Source organism: Proteiniphilum sp. UBA1028 (genome assembly GCF_002316955.1).
Lineage (GTDB): Bacteria > Bacteroidota > Bacteroidia > Bacteroidales > Dysgonomonadaceae > Proteiniphilum.
Window position 1 is genome coordinate 1 of record NZ_DCEN01000053.1, and the last position, 22071, is coordinate 22071.

Genomic DNA, 22071 nt, shown 5'->3' on the forward strand with positions numbered 1-22071 from the left:
CGGTCAATGCCTTTTCGGACATAGGGCCACATCACAGGTGGGCTACAGGCACTTTGTATGACAACGTGCTTGTAGCCCACCTGTGATGTGGCCCTATGTCCGAAAAGGCATTGACCGAAACACAGTTATAAAACACATTTGGCCCACAAACACGGGCACCTGTGACGTAGTCATGTCTCCCGTTTCTACTCAGGCAATTCATAAATAGATTTTGCTGGCCGTTGTTATTGAATGAGTAACGCATCCCTCCCGTGATCGGAGACTTTGGATCAAAACAGCGTGCATCGGAAACAGTGATGTTTTTCGCAAAGCGCTCACAACTTACGGCCGAATAGCCGAAATTTACCGTCGTAATGTTTTTGACCCAGCAGTTCTCGGCATTGTCCAATTGAACTGCAATCCATCCGTGCTCGGTATCGTCGTCGCTTTGGTACTCCGATTCGAGATACATATCGGAAACGCCCACTTCGTGAATGCGCCCGTCAAATCTGTATTTATAAATTTCACCTCCGCCATATTGCTTTTCCATTTGCATCACCACCGGATTATCAATAGAGATGCAATTGCCTTCAATTCCGGTGATTTCTCTCTCGAAAGCCAGATTATATTCATCTGCTTTCCATTGACGCGTACCCGGTCTTTCTACGATCTGGTTCATTCGGATGGCTTCAATCCATTGAGTCGTTCCGGGACGAAACAGGATGATGCGATCGCCAACTTTAAACTGATCGGCCGATGTCACGCGAAAGGAATGCGATCCGACAGGGACAAACTCATCTGTGATCTTTACGCGCGAATTGATTACCTCCTGGTATTTTCCTTCTCCTTTAATCTCGATGAGAGGATATTTGTGCCTTCCCGTAGCAATAATCCGTGTTTCATTTACATTATCACCTTCTCCTTTCAGAACTATTCCACTGGTTGAAATAACAATGGTTTTGGAAATCTTGTATTCACCTCTGCTCAACAAGATTGTTCCTCTGTGTCCGTTTATACCGGGTTTGTTTTTTGAAATTTCGTCGATAGCCATCTGGATATTTTTCCAGTTATCTCCCTTTAGGGGAGTAATTACCTTAACCACGGGGTAACATGGGATACTTTTTGCTCCATGATGATACCCGACACGGCTGAAATCAGGGATCGTGTTTCCTTGTTTATCGGGAGTGTAGGTGAGTGTGCCGATTTCATCGATATAAACATGGCTGGATTGCCAATTTGGCAATGATTTAGTCTGCGAATGAATCATTGGCATGGTGAATATGCAAATCAGGATGAGGATTGTATTTCTTATGCTCATTTTATGTTTATCCATTTTGGGTTATTTTAATTTCGAATCGGGAGTATTTGCAAATTATTGACTTCTATTGACATTGTTTTCAAAATGTGCTCGAGCACAATAGAACTATTGATAAAAGCCTTGGCTTTATATGACCAATAATTCAATTTTTGTGTTACTTTTGGTTGTGTAGGTCCTGAAAAGAGCTTTTAATTTATTAATATTTATCAGTATTCCGCCAGACTTCTCTTATAGGTTTGTGTCCCATACCACGCCACCACCACAAAGCATATGAGAGGCAGGACAAAGGAGGCGTTTACTGCCGGGAATGAATTTCCGATCGTCTCCAGATCTATGATCGACGCCTGCAAGGGGGGCAGCACTGAGCCTCCCAGAATGGCCATGATCAGTCCTGCTGCGCCGAACTTGGCATCGTCCCCCATGCCTTTCAGTGCAATTCCATATATCGTTGGGAACATCAGCGACATACAAGCCGATACAGCCACAAGGAAATACAACCCCCATATATTCTGTAAAAAGATTGCACCCAACGTAAATATGGCAGCTGCTATGGCAAGAATGCGCAACAGTTTTCCCGGGTTGAGAAATTTTAGCAGATAGGTACATACAAAGCGACTCACGCAAAAGATGATCATCGCCACAATATTGTACTTCTGAGAAAGTACTTCCGCAGCCTGTTCTTCCATTCCCTGCGCCATTAATACGCGCGTACCGTATTGAATGATGAATGTCCAGCACATGATTTGTGCACCCACGTAAAAAAACTGCGCAATCACTCCCTGCCGGTAGTTGGGTATGGAGAAGATTCGTTTCAGTGTAGGGAAGAAGTTAATTTGCTTGTTCTTGTCTCCGTTTGTCGGCATGCGTGCAATCCAGATGATCAGAAACATGACCATCACTACAATCCCGATAGCGAGGTAAGGAGCGATAAGGATGGACAGGTCGGACTGCCGCAGCGTTGTAAATTCCGTGTCAGAAAGTACAGCGCGTTCAGCCGTGCTCATTGGATTCAATCGCGCCTGAATAAAGTTCATCGCCACATACATTCCCACCAGCGATCCCATCGGGTTGAACGATTGTGCCAGGTTGAGCCTTCGGGTAGATGTCTCTTCCGGTCCCATGGTCAGGATATAGGGATTGGCGCTTGTCTCCAGGAACGACAATCCGCAGGTCAGGATAAAGTAGGCAGCAAGAAATGGGTAGAAGTTCCCCGATTCTTTGGCCGGAAAAAAGAGAAAAGCTCCCACGGCATAGAGCAGCAACCCCAGCATGATCCCTTTTTTGTAGGAAAATTTTCGGATAAAAATAGCCGCCGGAAAGGCCATGGCAAAATATCCGCCGTAGAATGCCAGTTGAACCAATGCGCCCTCTGTGACACTCATCCGGAAGATCTTGGAAAAAGCTTTGACCATGGGGTTGGTGATGTCATTGGCAAAACCCCACAGCGAAAAACAGGCAGTGATGAGGACGAACGGTAGTAAATAGTTTATGCCGTTGTGTTTAAGTAGCGATGATTTAGATTTGCTCATAATTTCTTGTACCTTATTTTACGACTCCTTTTTTCAGGATGATGTTTGCGTATAAAGCTTCTTCTCCGGTAGCAATCACGGCATACGATTTTTTGGCTCTCTCATAGAAAGCAAAACGCTCAATGTAGCCAATCGAGAATGGTTCGCCCGAAGATTGTAATATCTCTTTGTAATCGTTCCATATTTCCGGCTTGTAATTGTCTCCCGGAACCACTTCCATCAGAAAAACCTGCTGCTCACTGTACGAGTCAAGCGGCATTAGTTCCATGATAGCTTTCAGTATTTCAGTTCCGGTCAACCCGTCGGCACGGACTACGTTCTGCGAAACGGTGTGACATGGAAAGTTGCCGTCGGCAATCACAATCTCATCGCCGTGTCCCATTTCCATGAGTATTTTTAGTAATTGGGGCGATATTGTTTTTGGTATTTTTTTAAGCATAATGTGAAGTTTTGTGTTCCCGGACATGAGTCTTGGAAATAACCATAACTCATGCCCGGAACTCAAATTTACTTATATATGGGCCCGAAATTTCTGCAAGCCCTGAAGTCGGCTCCCTCCTTGTCCATACCAAAGGCGTTCCATGCCGATGGGCGGAAGATCTCTTCTTCATCCACATTGTGCATACAAACGGGGATTCGCAGAATTGATGCCAGCGTGATCAGATCTTGTCCGATGTGTCCGTAGCTGATGGCACCATGGTTGGCTCCCCAGTTATTCATCACCGAGTAAACATCCCTGAAAGCACCTTTGCCGGTTAAACGGGGAGCAAACCAGGTGGTAGGCCAGGTCTTGTCGGTCCGCTTATTGATGATGTCGTGTATCTCAGGGGCAACCTCTACGGTCCATCCTTCCGCGATTTGGAGCACGGGACCCAAACCGTCTACCATATTTAACCTGCACATGGTTACGGGCATGCCCCCTTCCGAAAGGAAAGTGGAGGAGTAGCCACCTCCGCGGAAATAGTCCCTGTTGGCCGGAGACCATGTGGTCGCCCTGAGGCACGCCTCTGCCTCTTCTTCGTTGATATTCCAAGGCTCCTTCATGGCCGGTACACCATTTAATTTTTGTTTGCCGGTAGCGTCCAGAGTCGTTGCTCCCGAATTGAGCAGGTGAATGATGCCGTTGGCTGCTTTTCCGGTAAGTTCTTTTCCCGTGACACGCTTTACTGATTCCGGACTCCAGTAGGTACGTACGTCGGAGAAGAGCTGTGCCTTGTTGGAAAGCAGATGCCCGAATAACATGGAGATACCGTTCAGTGCATCGTTTTCTGTGGCCACGACATATGCTTCGCGGATTCCGTTCCAGTCGAACGAACTATTCAGTATTGTCTCGCTGAAGTCACCGTTTGGCAAAAAATCGGTCCACTGCCGCTGGCCCTGAAAGCCTCCCAGGAGTGCATTGTGCCCGATCGCCTCCTCCTTGAATCCCATCTCTTTCAGTTTGGGATTTCCTTTCATCAGGTCACGGATGATGATGGTCATCTTGACCACAAACTCCCAATCTTTGTCCTTGCCTGCCCGGTCTTTCTGTTTCTCGGGACGATTGTCGTCTGCCCCTTCATTCACTTTGCAATATGTAGAGGTCCATTCCATCGCTTTTGCAAATTCTTCCTGATCGTATATATCTTCCTGAATCCGGCGGAGAATCTCGGTGGAGTCGACCGATTCGTTCCGCATGCCCAGGTATTTCTGGAAAAAATCGGGATTCACAATAGAACCGGCAATACCCATGGCGGTACTTCCAATGGATAAATAAGACTGTCCCCTCATGGTGGCCACAGCTTGTGCGGAACGGGCAAAACGGAGCAACTTCTCTGCAACGTCTTCGGGAATACTATTGTCGGAGATATCCTGTATTTCACGGCCATAAATGCCGAAGGCCGGTAAGCCCTTTTGAGAATGAGCTGCCAGGACAGCTGCCAGATAAACGGCGCCGGGACGCTCCGTCCCGTTAAAACCCCAGACAGCTTTCGGGTAATGTGGATTCATATCCATTGTTTCTGACCCGTAACACCAACTCGATGTGACCGTAATGGTAGAGCCAACTCCCTCGCGTTCAAATTTTGCAGCACAGGCGGCACTTTCACCTACGCGGCCGATGGTACTGTCGGCTATTACACACTCAACCGGGCTGCCGTCACCGTTCCTCAGGTTAGATTCAATGAGTCGGGCAACCGATTTTGCCAGACTCATTGTCTTCTCTTCAAGGCTTTCTCTCACGCCACCCTGGCGGCCGTCAATGGTAGGACGAATACCTATTTTTGGATATTGATACATGGTTTTGTTGATAAATTAAATTTTTTATAAAATTATGTTTTTGGAAACTTATTTTCTGGTATAACTGGTGTGAAAATGAAACTTATTTTTTAAATTCAGAATTGTGCTGATTTCCATATGGGTACGGATGATTTTGTTTTCATAGAGTTGATAAAATTGAGTAAATTTGATTAAAACGAATCTCTTTTTTTGATCACCGTGGGCAAATAAGTTTGTATTGTTTGGTTGTCCAGTACAAATTGAGCTGCAATCTTACCCATTTCGTGCCAGTCGATCCCGATACTGGAAATGCCGTTCTCAATCACCTCGAAGAATGGATTTTCATTATAAGCCAGTAATCCATAGTTTTTTCCCGGCTTTAATCCTTCGCTTTGTCCCTGTTTTACAATCTTTACCACATCTTCCTGTTTAATAACCAGGTAGAAAAATCCCTCCTGAATTACTGATTTTTCCAATATTTCATCAAGGATTCCGAATTCAAATTTGTTGTCGAGACAAAAGTTGCTGAATGCTGTTTTGCTACTCTGGGGATGCTTGTGTTTTTTGTTCAAGACAAAAAACAGTTTTTTAAACTTTCTCAGTTCATCCCTGATGGAACTTAACGCATCATAAAGCCCGTTGTCAAAATCCTGGCATACATAGGAATACCCCTTTTTGTCGAATTTTCCGAAATCGAGAAGCAGCAGTTTCTTCTTGTCTATTTTCGATAATGCATCCGAAAACTTTTCGTTATCATAATTCATGACGAGATATTTGTTATACTTGCCTATCGATTCATGGATGATGTTGTTGAACAGATGCTCGTTATACTGATGAAACCAAAGATCTATCTTGTAAGATTTGGGTAATTTGGATACCAGAATGGTGTGTAAGACCTCTTTAAAGGGAGAATACTCGTCAAGCAACAACAGAATGCTCTTGGTGTGAGACGCCACATAATAGTTTTTCCCATGAATGGCGTCAATTACGCCGCGTAACCGTAAATCAGAAAGCGACTTAAATACGGTATCCCTTGACACGGAAAATTGTCGACTCAAATGGTTGATGGAAGGTATTTTTTCCCCAACCTTTAGTTCGTTTGCAGCAATGGCATCCTGAATAAACTCTGCCAGTTGCTGTACCTTTGTGCTCTTCCCGTCAAATTTGAAATCCATCGTGCGTAAGTTTCACCGCCAAGATAGGGTGTGCTGTTCTGTACTGTGCTGATTGTTTCGACAAAGGTATTAGGTGAATTTTAAATAAAAAAATGTTTCTATATGTTTTGTAACATGTTTTTGCAACAAAAAAGGAAGGGATGCATCCCTTCCTTTTTTGAATACATTTTATAAACTATCCCCGAAGTCTTCCTTAAACTTCGCAATCAGTTTCTGTGGCCAGTCGTTCACTGGTTCCAGCCCTCCCATAAAGAAGCGGAGTACTGGTGGTTCATACACAAATCGGAGCCCGCCAATCAATTCCCGGTTTTCGTAAAGCCAGCTCATTCGGTCCTCCACGTATTTAATTTGTGAGAGAGTGAATACACGTCGGGGTACTGCCAGACGTACCAGCTCCATATCGGCATACGTTTCGTTGCCATACTCGTCCCGTTGATTCGAGATAGACCCGCGCTCCATACCCCGGATCCCGGATATCAGATAGAGGGCTGCAGCCAGTGATCCGGCGGGATATTCTTTTTGTGGAATATGGGCGCATACCTGCATCGCATCGACGTGTGCACCCAGCACACCGGCTGGTTTAACCATGGGAACGCCATGCGCATCGAGAGAATTCACCAGGTAGGCGATAAAATTCGGGCTCTGGCTGATCATGGTCTCATCGAGTGTTTCATACAATCCTACGGCCATTGCCTCAATTTCACGGACTGAGATACCGCCATAAGTGAGGAAGCCTTCAAACAGCGGGACTAAAGCTTCGAGTTCGCGGTAAATATCGATGTTGTTTGTGCAGATACCTCCACCGCGGGAAGAACTTAGTTTGCGTGCTGAAAAGTATACAATATCAGCTAGCCCTGTCATGGTTTGAATTACCTCACCCATTGTGCTGTTTCTGAACTCTTCTTCACGCTGAATGACCAGGTATGCATTTTCTCCCAGCAAGCTGGCATCCAGGACGAGGCGAATATTGTATTTATCGGCCACAGCCCTTACATCCCTCAGGTTTTGAACCGAAAAGGGTTGTCCCCCGATAAGGTTGGTAGAGGCTTCCATGCGAATGAAGGGAATATTTTTGGCTCCGTGTATCTTGATGATTTCTTCCAGTTTTTCAAGGTTCATGTTGCCCTTGAAAGGGTGGGAGGAGTTGATTACATAGGCTTCGTCGTACAGCAATTCCGCAATTTTTCCGCCATATTGAGTGATGTGTGCCATTGCGGTAGTAAAATGATAGTTCATCGGCACCAGATTGCCTTTCCGGACATAGGCGTTTGATAAAATGTTTTCGGCTGCACGTCCCTGGTGTACCGGCAAGTAATATTTTTTACCCAATACATCTTCGACAGCTTTCTGTAAGCGGAAAAAACTTTGCGACCCCGCATAGGCATCGTCTGCCTGCATCATGGCGGCCATCTGATTATCGCTCATAGCGTTGGTGCCACTGTCGGTGAGCATGTCCAGAAATACATCTTTGGTGTTTAGCCTGAAGGTGTTGAACCCGCCTTCCTGCAGGGCTTCCAGCCTTCTCTCGATGGGTACTAAGTATAATTTTTGCACAACCCTTACTTTGTGCAGCTCTAACGGGATATTTTCCCCGTTATAAAATTTAATTTCATTCATACGTCATTGTTTTTTTAACGCTAAGGTCGCGTGTAACTTGCAAATTGTCATTATTCTGCGTGAAAAATGACAGCCATGCTCGTTTCGTGAAATATATAAAATTGAGTTTATGTGCGAATGTATCTAATTGTGTTAATTATGTCGATTTTCCGTTGAAAATTGATGTTAATTAAAGGGCTTGACCGATAAATCATTATTTAAAGTTGCAAATGTAAAACAAAAATATCAAAGGAGGAAGACTGTCTGCATCTAATTTTATCAGTTTCTTATCGATGGCTGTTTGCCAAAGAATCTCTTACCGGATAATGCAGCAAAAGTGTTTTTTTTGGCGTACAGAAAATTCGTTTAACGAAAAAACCCTATATTTGTCCAAATTAATCATTTTCAAACATCATTGACTAACTTAATAAGGACGAATCATGGATAAACCCTATGTAGTAGGTGTCGACGTGGGCGGTACAAATACTGTTGCCGGCATCGTGGATAAAAGAGGACAAATTTTAATGAGCGGAAGCATTAAAACGGCTAAACATTCGCAAGTGGAACTTTATCTCGATGAACTTACTGAACTGATAAACGGAATCATTGCTGAAGTCACCACTAAAGATCAGATCAAAGGAATTGGTGCCGGTACACCCAACGGCAACTATTTTACGGGCAGCATAGAGTTTGCCCCTAATTTACCATGGAAAGGTGTGATTCCTTTTGCCCAGTTGCTGGAAGATCGTACAGGCATCCCGGTAGCACTTACCAACGACGCCAACGCTGCGGCCATTGGTGAAATGACCTACGGGGCAGCCCGCGGGATGAAAGATTTCATCGTTATCACGCTTGGTACCGGTGTAGGAAGCGGCATCGTGGTGAACGGACAGCTGGTATACGGCCATGATGGTTTTGCCGGTGAACTGGGACATGTGATTGTGCGGCGTAACAATGGCCGCATGTGCGGTTGCGGCAGAGCAGGATGCCTCGAGGCTTATACCTCGGCAACGGGAGTGGCCAGGACGGCACGCGAGTATCTCGAACTGAGACCCGATACTCGGACACGGCTTCGAAATATCCCTGTCGAAGACATTACATCAAAAGATGTGTTTGATGCAGCTATGATGGGAGATGAAATGGCAAAGGAGATTTTTCGGTTTACCGGAGAGATGTTGGGCGAAGCTTTTGCCGATTTTGTGGCTTTCTCCAGCCCGGAAGCAATCATTCTCTTTGGCGGTTTGGCAAGGGCCGGAGACCTTATCATGAATCCTATCCGCGAAAGTATGGAGAAAAATTTGCTGAACATTTACAAGAATAAGGTGAAGCTGATGTTTTCCGAGCTCAAAGAAAGCGACGCAGCGGTGCTGGGTGCAAGCGCCCTGGGCTGGGAAGTACGATAACATTTTCTGTTAGTGCAGAAAGCGGTTTTTTAAATTGGGGGGGCGCACGAAGCGGTACCCCCTCCTCTTGTTTATGCCATGCCGGTTCAGTCAGCAAGTGATTGCTGGCTGCTTTTTGTTTTTACTTGATGGGTAATAGCTTCATTTTCTCAAAAATTCACAAAACTCGTGAATCAAATCTCGAAAAAGACCGATAGATTTCATACCTTTGTACTCCTTTAAAAATAACGAGTCAAAAAGGCAGAAAATGTCACAGAAAATTCAAACAGCCCTCATTTCGGTATATCACAAGGAGGGATTAGAAGAGATTCTTCAGGAACTAAACAATTTACGCATCAAATTTATTTCCACCGGCGGTACAAAAGATTTCATTCAGTCGCTGGGTTACGAGTGTGAAGCAGTTGAGGAGGTGAGCGGATATCCTTCTATTTTGGGTGGACGGGTGAAAACACTTCATCCCAAGATCTTCGGCGGTATTCTTTACCGGAGGGACAATGAGTCCGATAAAAAACAGGTCAAATCGTACGACATCCCTTCCATCGACCTTGTGATTGTAGATTTGTATCCTTTCGAGGAAACGGTGGGCACGGGAGGATCGGAAGAGGAGATCATAGAAAAGATCGATATAGGCGGCATCTCACTCATTCGCGGTGCAGCAAAGAATTATAAGGATGTACTAATTGTGGCCTCCAAAGATCAATACAAACCACTGTTAGATCTGATAAAAGAAAAGCAGGGTCTGACAACACTGGATGATCGCCGCTGGTTTGCAAAGGAAGCTTTTAAAGTCTCTTCGGGATACGATACTGCGATTTTTAATTATTTTGACGGGGATCAGAGGACAGCTTTTCGTCAGGCTCTGAACGGCGGTAAACAACTCCGTTACGGAGAGAATCCACACCAGAAGGGCATGTTCTACGGGGACTTTGACGAGGTTTTTGAACAGCTTCATGGCAAAGAAATATCGTATAACAACCTTCTCGATATTGATGCAGCTGTTTCTCTGATAGCCGATTTTAACGAGACGGCCCTGGCCATTCTCAAACATAACAACGCATGTGGTATGGCGTGTCGTCCTACAGTGAAAGAAGCTTGGGAAGCAGCCTTGGCTGCCGATCCGGTTTCGGCCTTTGGCGGCATTGTGGTTACAAACAGGCCGGTAGACAAAGAAGCGGCAGAAGCTATTCATGAGATCTTTTTTGAAGTGATTATTGCCCCTTCATACGATAAAGAGGCGCTCGATATTTTGTTTCAAAAGAAAAATCGTATAATTTTGGTGCTGAAATCGCCGGAGAAAGCTACACAATTGCTTCAATACCGTTCTGTTTTAAATGGCGTGCTGGTTCAGGATAAAAACGCAAGTGTGCAGACTGCCGAACAATTGCAGGTGGTGACTGACGTCGCTCCCCGTGAGCACGAAACCGGGGACCTCCTGTTTGCCAATGTTTTGGTGAAGCACACCAAGTCGAACGCCATTGTGCTGGTCAAAAACAAACAACTCATAGCCAGTGGTACAGGGCAGACTTCCAGGGTGGACGCCCTGAAGCAGGCAATAGAAAAAGCAACTACCTTTCACTTCGATCTTAAAGGAGCAGTCATGGCCAGCGATGCTTTTTTTCCTTTTCCCGATTGTGTGGAAATAGCACATCAGGCGGGCATCACTGCTGTAATTCAACCGGGAGGGTCTATCCGGGATGCCGAGTCAGTAGAGTATTGCAACCAGCATGGTTTAGCAATGGTTACTACCGGCGTGAGACATTTTAAACACTAAACAAAAAGGCTGAAAGCGAAGTGCTGAGAGCTAATAACATAAAATAGTATGGGCTTATTTTCATTTACGCAAGAACTGGCGATGGACCTTGGAACTGCCAATTCTGTGATTGTGAACAACGCAGGGAAGATATTACTCGACGAACCCTCTATTGTTGCGCTGGACCGCAAAACCGACAAAATGATAGCTTTGGGCGAGAAAGCCAGGCAGATGCATGGGAAAACACACGAAAATATACGTACAGTAAGGCCACTGAGAGATGGAGTGATCGCCGATTTTAATGCTGCGGAGCAGATGATCCGCGGAATGATCAAAGCGGCTAACAAGAATAAGGGAGGATTGTTCTCTCCTTCACTTCGTGTAGTGGTTTGTATTCCTTCCGGAAGTACCGAAGTGGAAATACGTGCCGTACGTGACTCGGCTGAACATGCCGGAGGACGCGATGTGTACATGATTTTTGAGCCTATGGCTGCCGCCTTGGGAATAGGGCTCGATGTGGAAGCGCCAGAAGGAAATATGATTGTGGATATAGGCGGTGGCACAACAGAGATTGCCGTCATCTCTCTGGGCGGAATTGTTTCCAACAAATCGATTAAGATAGCCGGAGATGATTTCACAGAAGATATTCAGGACTATATGGGACGTCAGCACAACATTAAGGTGGGTGACCGTACGGCAGAACAAATTAAAATAATGGTAGGGTCGGTGTTGACTGAGCTGGATAATCCTCCGGAAGATTTTGTGGTGCATGGACCTAACCGGATGACTTCCCTGCCGATGGATGTACCTGTATCTTATCAGGAGGTTGCTCATTGTATCGAGAAGTCGGTATCGAAGGTGGATTCGGCAGTACTGAGTGCACTGGAACAGACTCCTCCCGAGCTGTACGCCGACATTGTACGCAACGGCATCTATCTGACCGGTGGTGGGGCGCTGTTGCGTGGCCTCGACAGGCGGTTGACGGAGAAGATAGGTATTCCGTTCAGGGTGGTGGATGATCCGCTGCATATGGTGGCAAAAGGCACTAGCATTGCATTGAGGAACATCGACAAATTTACCTTTTTGATGCGATAAGACGCTGTCGGCTTTTGACATAAAGCTATTGGTTAAAGAAACAGACAATGGCAGGCTTGCATGCGAAATCTTTTCAACTTCATCCTCCGAAACAGTCACTGGCTGCTGGCAATATTGCTTGTTGCCTTTAGCTTCTATCTCGTTTTTGCACATAATTCATACCAACGGAGTGTATATCTTACGTCAGCCAACAATGTGACCGGCTGGTTTTATGACACCAGCAATCACATTACCTCGTTCTTTTATCTGAAGAAGAACAACGCACAGCTGTTGGAACGCAACGCGGAGCTGGAAAAGAAATATTATGACCTGCAGGCACTGTTGGACAGCGTCATTGCCTCCGACTCTATGGTGGTGGAAGCGTTTGCCCCCGATTCCATAACCACGCCACAGTTTGACTTTATTCCCGCCGAGGTAGTCAATCTGAGTTTTTCCGGTGTAAATAATTTTATCACACTCAACAAAGGACTGTCGCACGGCATCAGGCCTGATATGGGGGTGATTTCGCAACAAGGCGTGGTGGGTGTGGTGGCAAATGTTTCACCCAACTTCTCGGTCGTTATTCCTGTCATCAATCCCAAGTTCCGCTTGAGTGCCAGGTTGAAAAACTCCGAAAATTACGGTTCCATATCGTGGGACGGAACCAATGTTCGTCAGGCGCAATTGCAGGATTTGCCCAAACACGAAGTATTTCACGAAGGGGATACGGTGCTGACCAGCTTCTCACGTATCTTTCCCAGAAATCTGATTATTGGCTTTGTGAGCAATACCGGGAAGTCGGGTGACGATAACTTCAACACCTTCAACGTACATCTGGCAACCAATTTTTACACCCTGCAGGATGTGTTGGTGATCAACGATATGTTTTACGAAGAGCAGCAAACCCTTGAAGAGACTTTGAAGCAATGAAACTAAGTTATCTTTATGAAATTGTGTTGTTTGTGTTGCTTATCCTGTTGCAGGTATTGCTGTTAAACAGGATCGGCCTCTTCGGTATTGCTACCCCGGTGCTGTATCTCTATTTTTTGCTGAAGCTGCCGATGGGCAAAAACCTTTTTTATGTGATCATATCGGGTTTTTTGATGGGACTGATCGTTGATGTTTTTTTGAATACACCTGGCATGAATGCTGCGGCTACCACCATTGTGGCAGCATTCAGAAAACCAGTCATGAACCTTTTCTTTCAAAAAGAAGAGTACGATGAGTTTGTTCCGGGCATCTACACGGCAACAGGCCCCTTCATTCGGTTTACCATCCTGATGGTGTTGATGCACCTCACCCTGCTTTTTTTTATCGAGTCGTTCACTCTCTTTAATCTGATGAGCACCTTGCTACGCATAGCCTCCTCCTCTTTTATTTCCATCCTATTAATCTTTGCTTTGGACAGTTTCATTTTTAAAAGAAAACGAGGTGAGCAAGTATAACGCATTGGCAAAAAGAAAACATGTGATTGCCGCGGTGGTGGTAATCATTGCCGTTGTCTACCTGGTTCAACTGTTTCGTTTGCAGATACTGAGTCCCGAATACCGCGATTATGCCGATAGCAACGCTTTTTTACGCAGGTCGCTTTATCCGGCACGAGGGGCTATTTATGACCGGAAAGGAAACCTTCTGGTTTACAATCGGCCCACCTACGATGTGATGATGGTCGTGCGGGAAATGAAAAAGTTCGACACCCTCGACTTCTGCCGTACACTGAATATCGACATGGAGCGCTTTCATACGTTGAATGCCGATATGAGAGACCGCCGCAAAAACCCAGGATATTCTTCCTACACGCCGCAACTTTTTATGTCGCAGCTCGATGTGAAAGCATACGGCTTGCTCCAGGAAAAGCTGTACAAATTTCCCGGCATCTATATACAGAGCAGAACGGAACGGCAATATAATTATCCGAATATGGGACTCATACTCGGCTATGTGGCAGAGGTGGACAAAAATAAAATGGCTGCCGATCCCTATTATGTGCGGGGCGACTATGTGGGCAAATCGGGAATAGAACTATCGCACGAGGAGGATCTACGTGGCGAAAAGGGAGTGGAAATATTGCTTAGAGATGCCCACGGAAGAGTGCAGGGGAGGTATGACGATGGGAAGCAGGATAAGGCGCCTGTTTCGGGAAGGGATCTGACATTGGCTATCGATATCGATTTGCAGGCCTACGGAGAGCTGCTCATGCACAATAAGGTGGGTAGTATTGTAATGATTGAGCCTGCGACAGGAGAAATCCTCTGTATGGTGTCGGCGCCGACCTATGATCCTGCCATCCTCACCGGAAAAGATTTCAGCACGAACTACAGGTTGCTTGAGAGCAATCCGTATAAACCACTGATAAACCGGTCTGTAGCGGGAGTTTATCCCCCGGGGTCTACCTTTAAACCCACGCAGGGTCTCGTATTTCTGCAGGAGGGAATTATCAACACGGAAACAAGGTATTCCTGCTACGGCGGATATCCCCCCCTGGGAGGAAGGCCGGGTTGTCACGGGCATGCTTCTCCGCTGGCAATACAATATGCGCTCGCCACCTCATGCAACTCATTTTTTTGTTACGGACTTAACGGCATGCTGGGAAACAGGACCAAATACAGCAGCACCGCCGATGCTTTTGACTCCTGGCGGGACCATATGGTGAACATGGGTTTTGGCTACCCGCTGGGGGTGGACCTCCCTTCGGAAAAAAGAGGTTTTATTCCCAACAGTAAGTTTTATAGCAATGTCTTTAAAACTGATCGATGGGTGGCTCACAATATCATCTCTATTGCCATCGGGCAGGGTGAAATATTGGCTACGCCGCTGCAGATTGCCAATTTGGGAGCGACAATCGCTAACAGAGGCTTTTTTTATACTCCGCATGTGGTGCGCGAACGAAGGGGGGCAGCCCTCGACCCGTCATTTACTACCCGTCATGAAACCGGAATCAACAGGGAACATTTTGAAGTAACTGTCAATGGCATGGCCGATGCGGTTACCATCGGTACCTGTCGCGGCATTAACCTGGCCCCGCTGGTGGAGGTGTGCGGAAAAACCGGCACGGCAGAAAATCCCCATGGCGACGATCACTCCCTGTTTATGGGTTTTGCCCCGAAAGATAATCCACAGGTTGCCATTGCCGTGGTGGTCGAAAACGGCCGGTTTGGTGCCACCAATGCTGTGCCTATTGCCCGGCTCATGATGCAGAAGTTCTTTGCAGGCGAGATCCCCGAGAGCGACAAATGGCTGGAAACATCCATCATCAACAGGGTGATACTGCCTTATGTATATACGCGCAATCTGCCGGCAAAATGACAATTTAGTAACAGACCCCCTCAACATGGTTTATCAGGGAAGCAGAGAGATCGTAGAAAAAGGAAAAGTGGACTGGGTCACGGTCGGCTTTTACCTTCTTTTTGTGTTGCTCGGATGGCTCAATATCTATGCTGCCAGTTTTGATCTGGAGAATGCGACCAGCCTGTTCGATCTGTCGGGCAGGGCTGGGATGCAACTGGTTTGGATAGGCACTTCCCTGCTGTTGGCATTTGCTTTGCTAAAAATAGAAGTTGGTTTTTATGAAACCTATGCATTTCTTTTTTATCTGATAGGAATCGGTCTGCTGGTAATCACCCTGCTTGTGGCTCAAGAGATTAACGGGTCCCGTTCCTGGCTGATCATCGGGCCAGTACGTTTACAGCCTGCCGAATTTATGAAGTTTACCATTGCGCTGGCACTGGCAAGAGTATTCAATTCGTACGGATTTCGTTTGATGGAACGAAAAAACCTACTCATGGTGAGCAGCATCATTTTACTACCCGTATTGCTGGTAATTGCACAGAGTGAAACGGGAACGGCACTGGTTTACCTGAGCTTCCTATTGGTAATGTATAGGGAAGGGCTTCCAGGTGGAGTTCTTTTTATGGGAATAGCGTCGGTCATTTATTTTGTTCTGGGAGTAAAATTCTCGGACGTACAAATCGGTTTCTTCTCAGAAGGAGAACTGATCACGATCATTCTGATCATCAGTTTTGCTGGTGCCATGGTATGGAATTACATGAAAAGGATGAAAGCAGCTTTATTCACTCTTTTACTCATGGGCGTTACTTTTTTTGCGGCCTATGTGATTTCCCTTTTTTCGATACAGATCGACTGGGGAATCACTGCTCTGATTGCCTTCTCGTTGGTTGCCGTCTACCTCATTTATATGTTTTTCCGATACCGTAAAAAGCATTATTTGTACATATTCCTGTTTATGTTGGGATCGCTTGTTTTTCTGGAGTCGGTAGAGTATGTTTTTTATGACGTGTTACAACCGCATCAGCAAATGCGTATCAAGGTAACCCTGGGCATGGAGCAGGATCTGAGTGGGGCTGGGTATCATGTGGGCCAGTCAAAGATTGCCATCGGATCGGGAGGGCTTACAGGGAAAGGTTTTCTCAACGGGACTCAGACAAAATTAAAATATGTGCCCGAGCAGGATACCGATTTTATTTTCTGCACCATTGGTGAAGAGCACGGGTTTATCGGATCCACCCTTACTCTGATTCTGTTTATGGCCTTTATTCTGCGGTTGCTGAACCTGGCCGAACGGCAGACCACTACTTTTGGGCGGACATACGGATATGGAGTGGTGAGCATATTCATCTTTCACCTGCTTGTCAATATCGGGATGGTGATCGGCATCATGCCGGTGATTGGCATTCCGCTGCCTTTTTTTAGCTACGGCGGCTCTTCGTTGTGGGGATTTACCATCCTGCTCTTTATCTTTCTCCGCATCGATAAATCGCGCAAGCGGACCTAGTATATATAAAGAGCGTACCCCAATTATCACAATCAGCGTACGCCCGATCAATTAGAACCCAATTTAATTAAATATTGCAAGGAAATTAGTAGAGGAAATCCTCATGAATGGTCTTTCCTGTTTCCTGCAATCTCATCTTCGCCCTGCCCCGGCAAGGTGAAATCTCTTCAAATTTATCTGTATGTTTGACAGGAATGAAAGAAAATAGTTTAATTTTGTTCCAAATTGATTGATAATGAGTAAAACCGCATTGATTACCGGCGCTTCGAAAGGAATAGGGAGAGAATTGGCATTTCTTTTTGCTAAGGATGGCTGTAATTTGGTGTTGGTCGCCCGCAGTGCCGATTTATTAGTGACGCTGAAAGAAGAACTGGAGGAGGACTACGCTGTTTCGGTGCATATCGTTGCGGCCGACCTCTCTCAACCTGATGCAGCTCAGGCTGTTTTCAGCGAAGTGAAAACAAGAGGGATCGATACCGATTATCTGGTGAATAATGCCGGCTTTGGCAACTATGGCCGTTTTCTGGATGCAGAGTGGAATTGTCATGAAAGGATGATTACCCTCAACATAACAACCCTTACCCATCTTACGTATCTTTTTGCCAACGACTGGAAAGGACGTAAAGCCGGCAGGATCCTTAATGTGTCATCAACGGCGGCATTCCAGCCGGGGCCCATGATGGCCGTTTACTTTGCCACGAAATCGTTTGTACTCCATCTTTCGGAAGCACTGGCCCATGAGTTTGGGCAGGAGCAGATCAGTGTGACCACCCTCTGTCCCGGCCCTACAAGCACCCATTTCGGTGAAGTGTCGAAGATGAATGCTTCCCGGTTGGTGAAGCATGTACGGATTGCTGGTGCCGGGGAAGTAGCGTCGCTGGGGTATAAGGCGATGATGAGAGGCAAGCCTGTCGTCATTCACGGTCAGATGAACAAACTGGCTCCCTTTGGTATTCGTTTTTTGCCCAGAAAATGGGTAACCCGCCTGTCGGCGAAAATAATGCAGCAATAAGGAGGATGGATGAAAAGAGCATGATCATGTCTTTACGTCCAATGATGTGATTATTTACGAGTTTCATACTCCGTGAAGGATGAGTAAAATAGTCGTATGAAAATAATTGCACGCATACATACCGATTTTTCCACCAAATTTGGTATTCCCCGACAGAGTGGAATGATTGAGACGCTGAAAGGAAGGATTGTCTTTGAACCCGGATATCGCAATGCCGAAGCGTTACGCGGGCTGGAGGGGTTCTCCCACATCTGGCTCATCTGGAAATTTACCGAAACGCTGAGGGTGGATTGGTCGCCCATGGTGCGTCCGCCACGTCTTGGTGGCAATAAACGATTGGGCGTCTTTGCTACACGCTCTCCTTTCCGGCCGAATCCCATCGGGCTCTCTTCGGTGCGGCTTGAGCGAATAGAATTGCGAACGCCGGAAGGGCCTGTGTTGCATGTCCTGGGTGCCGATCTGATGGACGGGACGCCTATTTACGATATAAAACCCTACATCGTGTATGCCGACAGCCATCCCGATGCTGTGAGTGGTTTTGTCGAACCTCTTGAGGAGTCCGAACTGTCGGTCGATTTGCCCGAAGCCTTGTTGGCAGAGATACCCGGTGAGAAATGCACCGCTTTGAAGGAAGTCCTGGCCAACGATCCGAGGCCCTCCTATCAGGATGATCCTGAAAGGGTATACGGGATTACTTTTGCCGGAATGAACATCCGGTTTACTGTAAAAGGAAAAAAACTGACGGTGACTGACATAACGCGACAATGAAATACCACGCTGGAATATGGCTGATGAGTTTACTCTTAGAAGTCGCCGGTGCACATGCAACGCAACTTCCCGTAGATAGCATTTCTTTGTATTTCAGTGAAGTAAGAGAAGCCACAAAGCAGCATGCCGACCTGTGGGACAAAGATATCTACGGTCCCCTTCTTATCGTGGATCCCGAAACGCGGCAGGTATATGCAAATGTGGCGGACAAGGCAGGAATACTAAAACCCGAAGAAGGCGTTTTCAGCGGTATATTGCCTGTCGAAATTACCATTGCCAACACCGATACTCCCTGGAATGGTGTCCATTGGGCCATGGTAAAACTACCTCTGCCCCTTCAAAAACACGACAGGGTGGATCTCATGACCCACGAGCTGTTTCACGTTGCTCAATCATCGCTGGGCTTTGAATTCCTGCGAGATGAGAATGTCCATCTGGACGATAAGGAGGGGCGGATTTTTCTGAGACTCGAAATAGCTGCTCTCCGAGAGGCATTGCAAGCCCGCCGTCTGCCCCAGGCAGAGGAGCATCTGCGAAATGCTCTCATCTTCCGTAAATACCGGCATTTGCTTTTCAGAGGGGCGGAAACCTCGGAGAATAGCCTTGAGCTGATGGAAGGGCTGGCTACCTATACCGGACAAATGATGAGTGGACGCGATAAGTGGGAGTGGCGGAATTACCTCATTACCCGAATTACTGCATTTGAAGAGCTCCCTTCCTATGTTCGTTCCTTTGCCTATGAAACGGTTCCGGTGTACGGCTTTTTTCTTTATCAGAAAGACAATTACTGGAACAAGAAAATCGACACAGAAACAGATATTACCGTATTCTTTTCGGATTCTTTCGGAATGGATATGCGCATTATTCTGCTATCCTATGTAAAACAGCTGGCAGAGGAATACAATGGAAGGGTTATTGCCGAAGAAGAACGGAAGAGGGAGATTTCTCACAGAGCACGACTTGATCTGTATCGGGAAAAGTTTTTAGAGTCTCCGCATTTGGAAATCCGTCTGGGAGAGATAAACCTTTCGTTCGATTTTCAAAATGTGATTCCCCTGGATGAGGATGAGGGAATAGTGTATCCGTCCATTCAAATAAGCGATCAATGGGGCATACTTACTGTGGAGGGCGGAGGGGCATTGTTGAGATCGGACTGGCGATGGGTAATTGTTTCCGAGCCGCTCGAAATCATGGGCGACAAAGTTACCGGGGAAGGATGGGAGATAAAGCTGAACCAAGGCTACTTTATTGAGAAGACAGCAACCGGAGATTATTTGTTGTCGCGGAAAAAATAAAACCGATATCGGACAGCGAACGCGATCATCGACAGATCATTAAATATAAACCCTTTCTTATTGCGGTAGAGACTCCTTCTCTGATTTTTTTTTAACTTTGCGGTTCAAATTCAAAGAGGTGCGTTGATGAGAAAAATAGTGCGTTTTTTTGCGAAGCTGATCATGTGGTTTTTGATACTCTCCATCGGGGGAGTATTGCTTTTCCGCTTTGTGCCGGTTTATTTTACACCGCTCATGGGAATCCGCGTGGTGCAATCTCTTGCTCAGGGCGAGACTCCCCGTCTCCATCATAAATGGGTCTCCTACGATCAGATTTCCGATCATCTGAAACGAGCCGTGATTGCGTCGGAAGACCAACGTTTTTATCTTCATCATGGATTTGACCGTGTGGAAATTAAAAAAGCCCTGCAGGAGAACAAAATCCGCAAAAAGGCCCGGGGTGCAAGCACCATCTCTCAACAAACAGCCAAGAACCTTTTTTTGTGGCCCCGTTCTTCCTGGTCCCGGAAAGGGCTGGAAGCCTATTTTACCTTGCTCATAGAGTTAATTTGGCCCAAAGAGCGGATTCTGGAAGTCTACCTTAACAGCATGGAGACCGGCAGGGGAATCTACGGAGCCGAAGCAGTAGCACGCCTTCATTTTAACACCACAGCAAAGAAGTTGTCGTCTTCTCAGTCGGCCCTGATTGCAGCCACGTTGCCCAATCCCATGATCTACAGTTCCAAAAATCCATCATCCTACATGAAAAGAAGACAGTCTCATATTCTTCGCCAGATGCAAAACGTCTGCCTGCAGGAAGATCGGCACAAAAAATAAGGGCGATGCCTCCGAAGAACAGGGTATTATATTTGGCAAGGAGAAAGAAAATCGCTACTTTTACGACTCAATAAAAGTAGAGCGAATGAACGCTGGAGAAAAAAAAGTCGTCGCCAGGATGATCTCCATTTATTGTCGATCCATGCATGGTTCCGGAAAACAGCTGTGTGATGAATGTAACGCGTTGCTGACGTATGCGTCCCAGCGACTGGAACGTTGTCCGTACGGAGAAGAGAAACCCACCTGCGCCTCGTGTCCCATTCATTGTTATAAAAGCGATATGCGTCAGAAGATAAAAGAGGTGATGCGTACTGCAGGCCCCCCCATGTTGTTCCTCCATCCGATAGACGCCGTGAAGCATTTTTACAAAGAACGCCAGCGTGACCGCCATTTTGCGGCAAAAATCAAATCAACCCCAAAAAACTGAATAAGTGCCCTTGCTGAATCCTCATAGTGTGATGGCCGATGTGCTCGCTGAGCATAATGAATTAATTCCCGTACTGAACCGTTTTGGCCTACGGATTGGTGTGAGCGATAAAACTGTGGGGGATCTATGCGAGGAATTTCAACTGAATCCCGATTTCATTCTGACGGTACTCAATGTCTACCTCGATGAATCTTATAGTCCCGATGCATCGCTTCCATTGTTTGATGCCGAATCAATTGCCGACTACTTTCGCCATACGGTGGAAAATTATATCCACGATCTGGTGCCCAATATTGAGGTTCACCTCAATGCGCTGATTGCCACAAGTGGCGCCGATAACAAAGAACTGGGGATGCTACGCATGTTGTTTTTGAAGTTCAAGGAGAGGATGACCGATCACCTGCAAAAACATACCGAGTATACCGATGATTTCCCGGACGATTTGTTGCACGACCTGAAAAGTATTCTCATCAAGCACCTCTCGGTGGAGCACAACCAGAACCTGAGTTATGCCGTAATCTATTCCCTGCACTCTTTTGAAAAAGACCTTGCGGCTCATAACAGGTTGCGTGACAGGGTTCTCCGGCCTAAGCTGAGTGAGCTGGACTTGTCGGGAATAAAGCAGCTGCAAGACACGATTTCCAACGAACACGATTCCCAAAAGGAAGACCCCGACCGCCAGCTGACCAATCGTGAAACGGAAATACTGAAACTCATTGTGAGAGGTTATCTCAACAAAGAGATTGCCGACGAACTGAATATCAGCCACAATACGGTCCTTACGCACCGTAAAAATATTATTGCCAAAACAGGTATCAAAACTGTCTCGGGACTTACCTTCTATTGTATCCGTAACGGGTTGATATCAATGTGATTTTTTT

At 46.3% G+C, this 22071-nt stretch carries 19 protein-coding genes; 13 read left to right on the plus strand and 6 right to left on the minus strand.

Annotation, left to right across the window (positions count from 1 at the left end; all coding sequences use genetic code 11):
• Positions 1-31: 31 nt before the first annotated feature.
• The 6 genes from B3Z75_RS09915 to B3Z75_RS09940 form a co-directional block, all read right to left on the minus strand.
• Positions 32-1312 (minus strand): hypothetical protein, encoded by a 1281-nt coding sequence (locus tag B3Z75_RS09915; RefSeq protein ID WP_349676036.1) that lies wholly within the window; start codon positions 1310-1312, stop codon positions 32-34.
• 191 nt (positions 1313-1503) lie between these two features.
• Positions 1504-2826, minus strand: coding sequence for an L-fucose:H+ symporter permease (gene fucP, locus B3Z75_RS09920; RefSeq protein WP_294071011.1), 1323 nt, complete (start codon positions 2824-2826; stop codon positions 1504-1506).
• Between the two features lie 13 nt (positions 2827-2839).
• On the minus strand, positions 2840-3265 hold the full coding sequence (fucU, locus tag B3Z75_RS09925) for an L-fucose mutarotase (protein ID WP_294071014.1): 426 nt from the start codon (positions 3263-3265) through the stop codon (positions 2840-2842).
• A 68-nt stretch (positions 3266-3333) separates the two neighbouring features.
• A complete protein-coding gene (gene fucI, locus B3Z75_RS09930) occupies positions 3334-5103 on the minus strand; it encodes an L-fucose isomerase (protein ID WP_294071016.1) in 1770 nt (589 codons plus the stop codon).
• 170 nt (positions 5104-5273) lie between these two features.
• Positions 5274-6257: a GntR family transcriptional regulator gene (locus B3Z75_RS09935; protein WP_294071019.1), complete on the minus strand. Its 984-nt coding sequence runs from the start codon at positions 6255-6257 to the stop codon at positions 5274-5276.
• Positions 6258-6425: 168 nt separating this feature from the next.
• Positions 6426-7874: a tryptophanase gene (locus B3Z75_RS09940; RefSeq protein WP_294071021.1), complete on the minus strand. Its 1449-nt coding sequence runs from the start codon at positions 7872-7874 to the stop codon at positions 6426-6428.
• 419 nt (positions 7875-8293) lie between these two features.
• Between B3Z75_RS09940 and B3Z75_RS09945 the strand changes: the two genes are divergently transcribed.
• The 13 genes from B3Z75_RS09945 to B3Z75_RS10005 all read left to right on the plus strand — a co-directional run bounded on the left by B3Z75_RS09945 (position 8294) and on the right by B3Z75_RS10005 (position 22064).
• Positions 8294-9256 carry an ROK family protein gene (locus B3Z75_RS09945; RefSeq protein WP_294071024.1) on the plus strand — a complete coding sequence of 321 codons (963 nt, stop codon included), beginning with the start codon at positions 8294-8296 and terminating at the stop codon, positions 9254-9256.
• Positions 9257-9503: 247 nt separating this feature from the next.
• Complete coding sequence (purH, locus tag B3Z75_RS09950; protein ID WP_294071026.1) at positions 9504-11027, plus strand: bifunctional phosphoribosylaminoimidazolecarboxamide formyltransferase/IMP cyclohydrolase; 1524 nt, start codon at positions 9504-9506, stop codon at positions 11025-11027.
• A gap of 48 nt (positions 11028-11075) precedes the next feature.
• A complete protein-coding gene (locus tag B3Z75_RS09955) occupies positions 11076-12101 on the plus strand; it encodes a rod shape-determining protein (RefSeq protein ID WP_294071029.1) in 1026 nt (341 codons plus the stop codon).
• A gap of 60 nt (positions 12102-12161) precedes the next feature.
• Entirely contained in the window at positions 12162-13010 is an 849-nt protein-coding gene (mreC, locus tag B3Z75_RS09960; protein WP_294071033.1) for a rod shape-determining protein MreC, read from the plus strand.
• Positions 13007-13525: a rod shape-determining protein MreD gene (gene mreD / locus B3Z75_RS09965; RefSeq protein WP_294071036.1), complete on the plus strand. Its 519-nt coding sequence runs from the start codon at positions 13007-13009 to the stop codon at positions 13523-13525. The genes mreC and mreD overlap by 4 nt, the downstream gene beginning before the upstream one ends.
• Positions 13512-15386: a penicillin-binding transpeptidase domain-containing protein gene (locus B3Z75_RS09970; protein ID WP_294071039.1), complete on the plus strand. Its 1875-nt coding sequence runs from the start codon at positions 13512-13514 to the stop codon at positions 15384-15386. Before mreD ends, B3Z75_RS09970 begins: the two co-directional genes overlap by 14 nt.
• Before the next feature lie 25 nt (positions 15387-15411).
• Positions 15412-16872, plus strand: coding sequence for a rod shape-determining protein RodA (gene rodA / locus B3Z75_RS09975; protein ID WP_294071108.1), 1461 nt, complete (start codon positions 15412-15414; stop codon positions 16870-16872).
• A 235-nt stretch (positions 16873-17107) separates the two neighbouring features.
• Complete coding sequence (locus tag B3Z75_RS09980; RefSeq protein ID WP_294071042.1) at positions 17108-17884, plus strand: SDR family NAD(P)-dependent oxidoreductase; 777 nt, start codon at positions 17108-17110, stop codon at positions 17882-17884.
• A 96-nt stretch (positions 17885-17980) separates the two neighbouring features.
• On the plus strand, positions 17981-18652 hold the full coding sequence (tsaA, locus tag B3Z75_RS09985; protein ID WP_294071045.1) for a tRNA (N6-threonylcarbamoyladenosine(37)-N6)-methyltransferase TrmO: 672 nt from the start codon (positions 17981-17983) through the stop codon (positions 18650-18652).
• 23 nt (positions 18653-18675) lie between these two features.
• Entirely contained in the window at positions 18676-19947 is a 1272-nt protein-coding gene (locus tag B3Z75_RS09990; RefSeq protein WP_294071048.1) for a hypothetical protein, read from the plus strand.
• Between the two features lie 126 nt (positions 19948-20073).
• The gene (gene mtgA, locus B3Z75_RS09995) at positions 20074-20763 is read left to right on the plus strand and encodes a monofunctional biosynthetic peptidoglycan transglycosylase (protein ID WP_294071051.1); all 690 of its coding nucleotides are present in this window, start codon (positions 20074-20076) and stop codon (positions 20761-20763) included.
• Positions 20764-20848: 85 nt separating this feature from the next.
• Positions 20849-21190, plus strand: a complete 342-nt coding sequence (locus B3Z75_RS10000; RefSeq protein ID WP_294071054.1) for a nitrous oxide-stimulated promoter family protein — start codon at positions 20849-20851, stop codon at positions 21188-21190.
• 10 nt (positions 21191-21200) lie between these two features.
• Positions 21201-22064, plus strand: coding sequence for a LuxR C-terminal-related transcriptional regulator (locus B3Z75_RS10005; RefSeq protein WP_294071057.1), 864 nt, complete (start codon positions 21201-21203; stop codon positions 22062-22064).
• Positions 22065-22071: the final 7 nt, after the last annotated feature.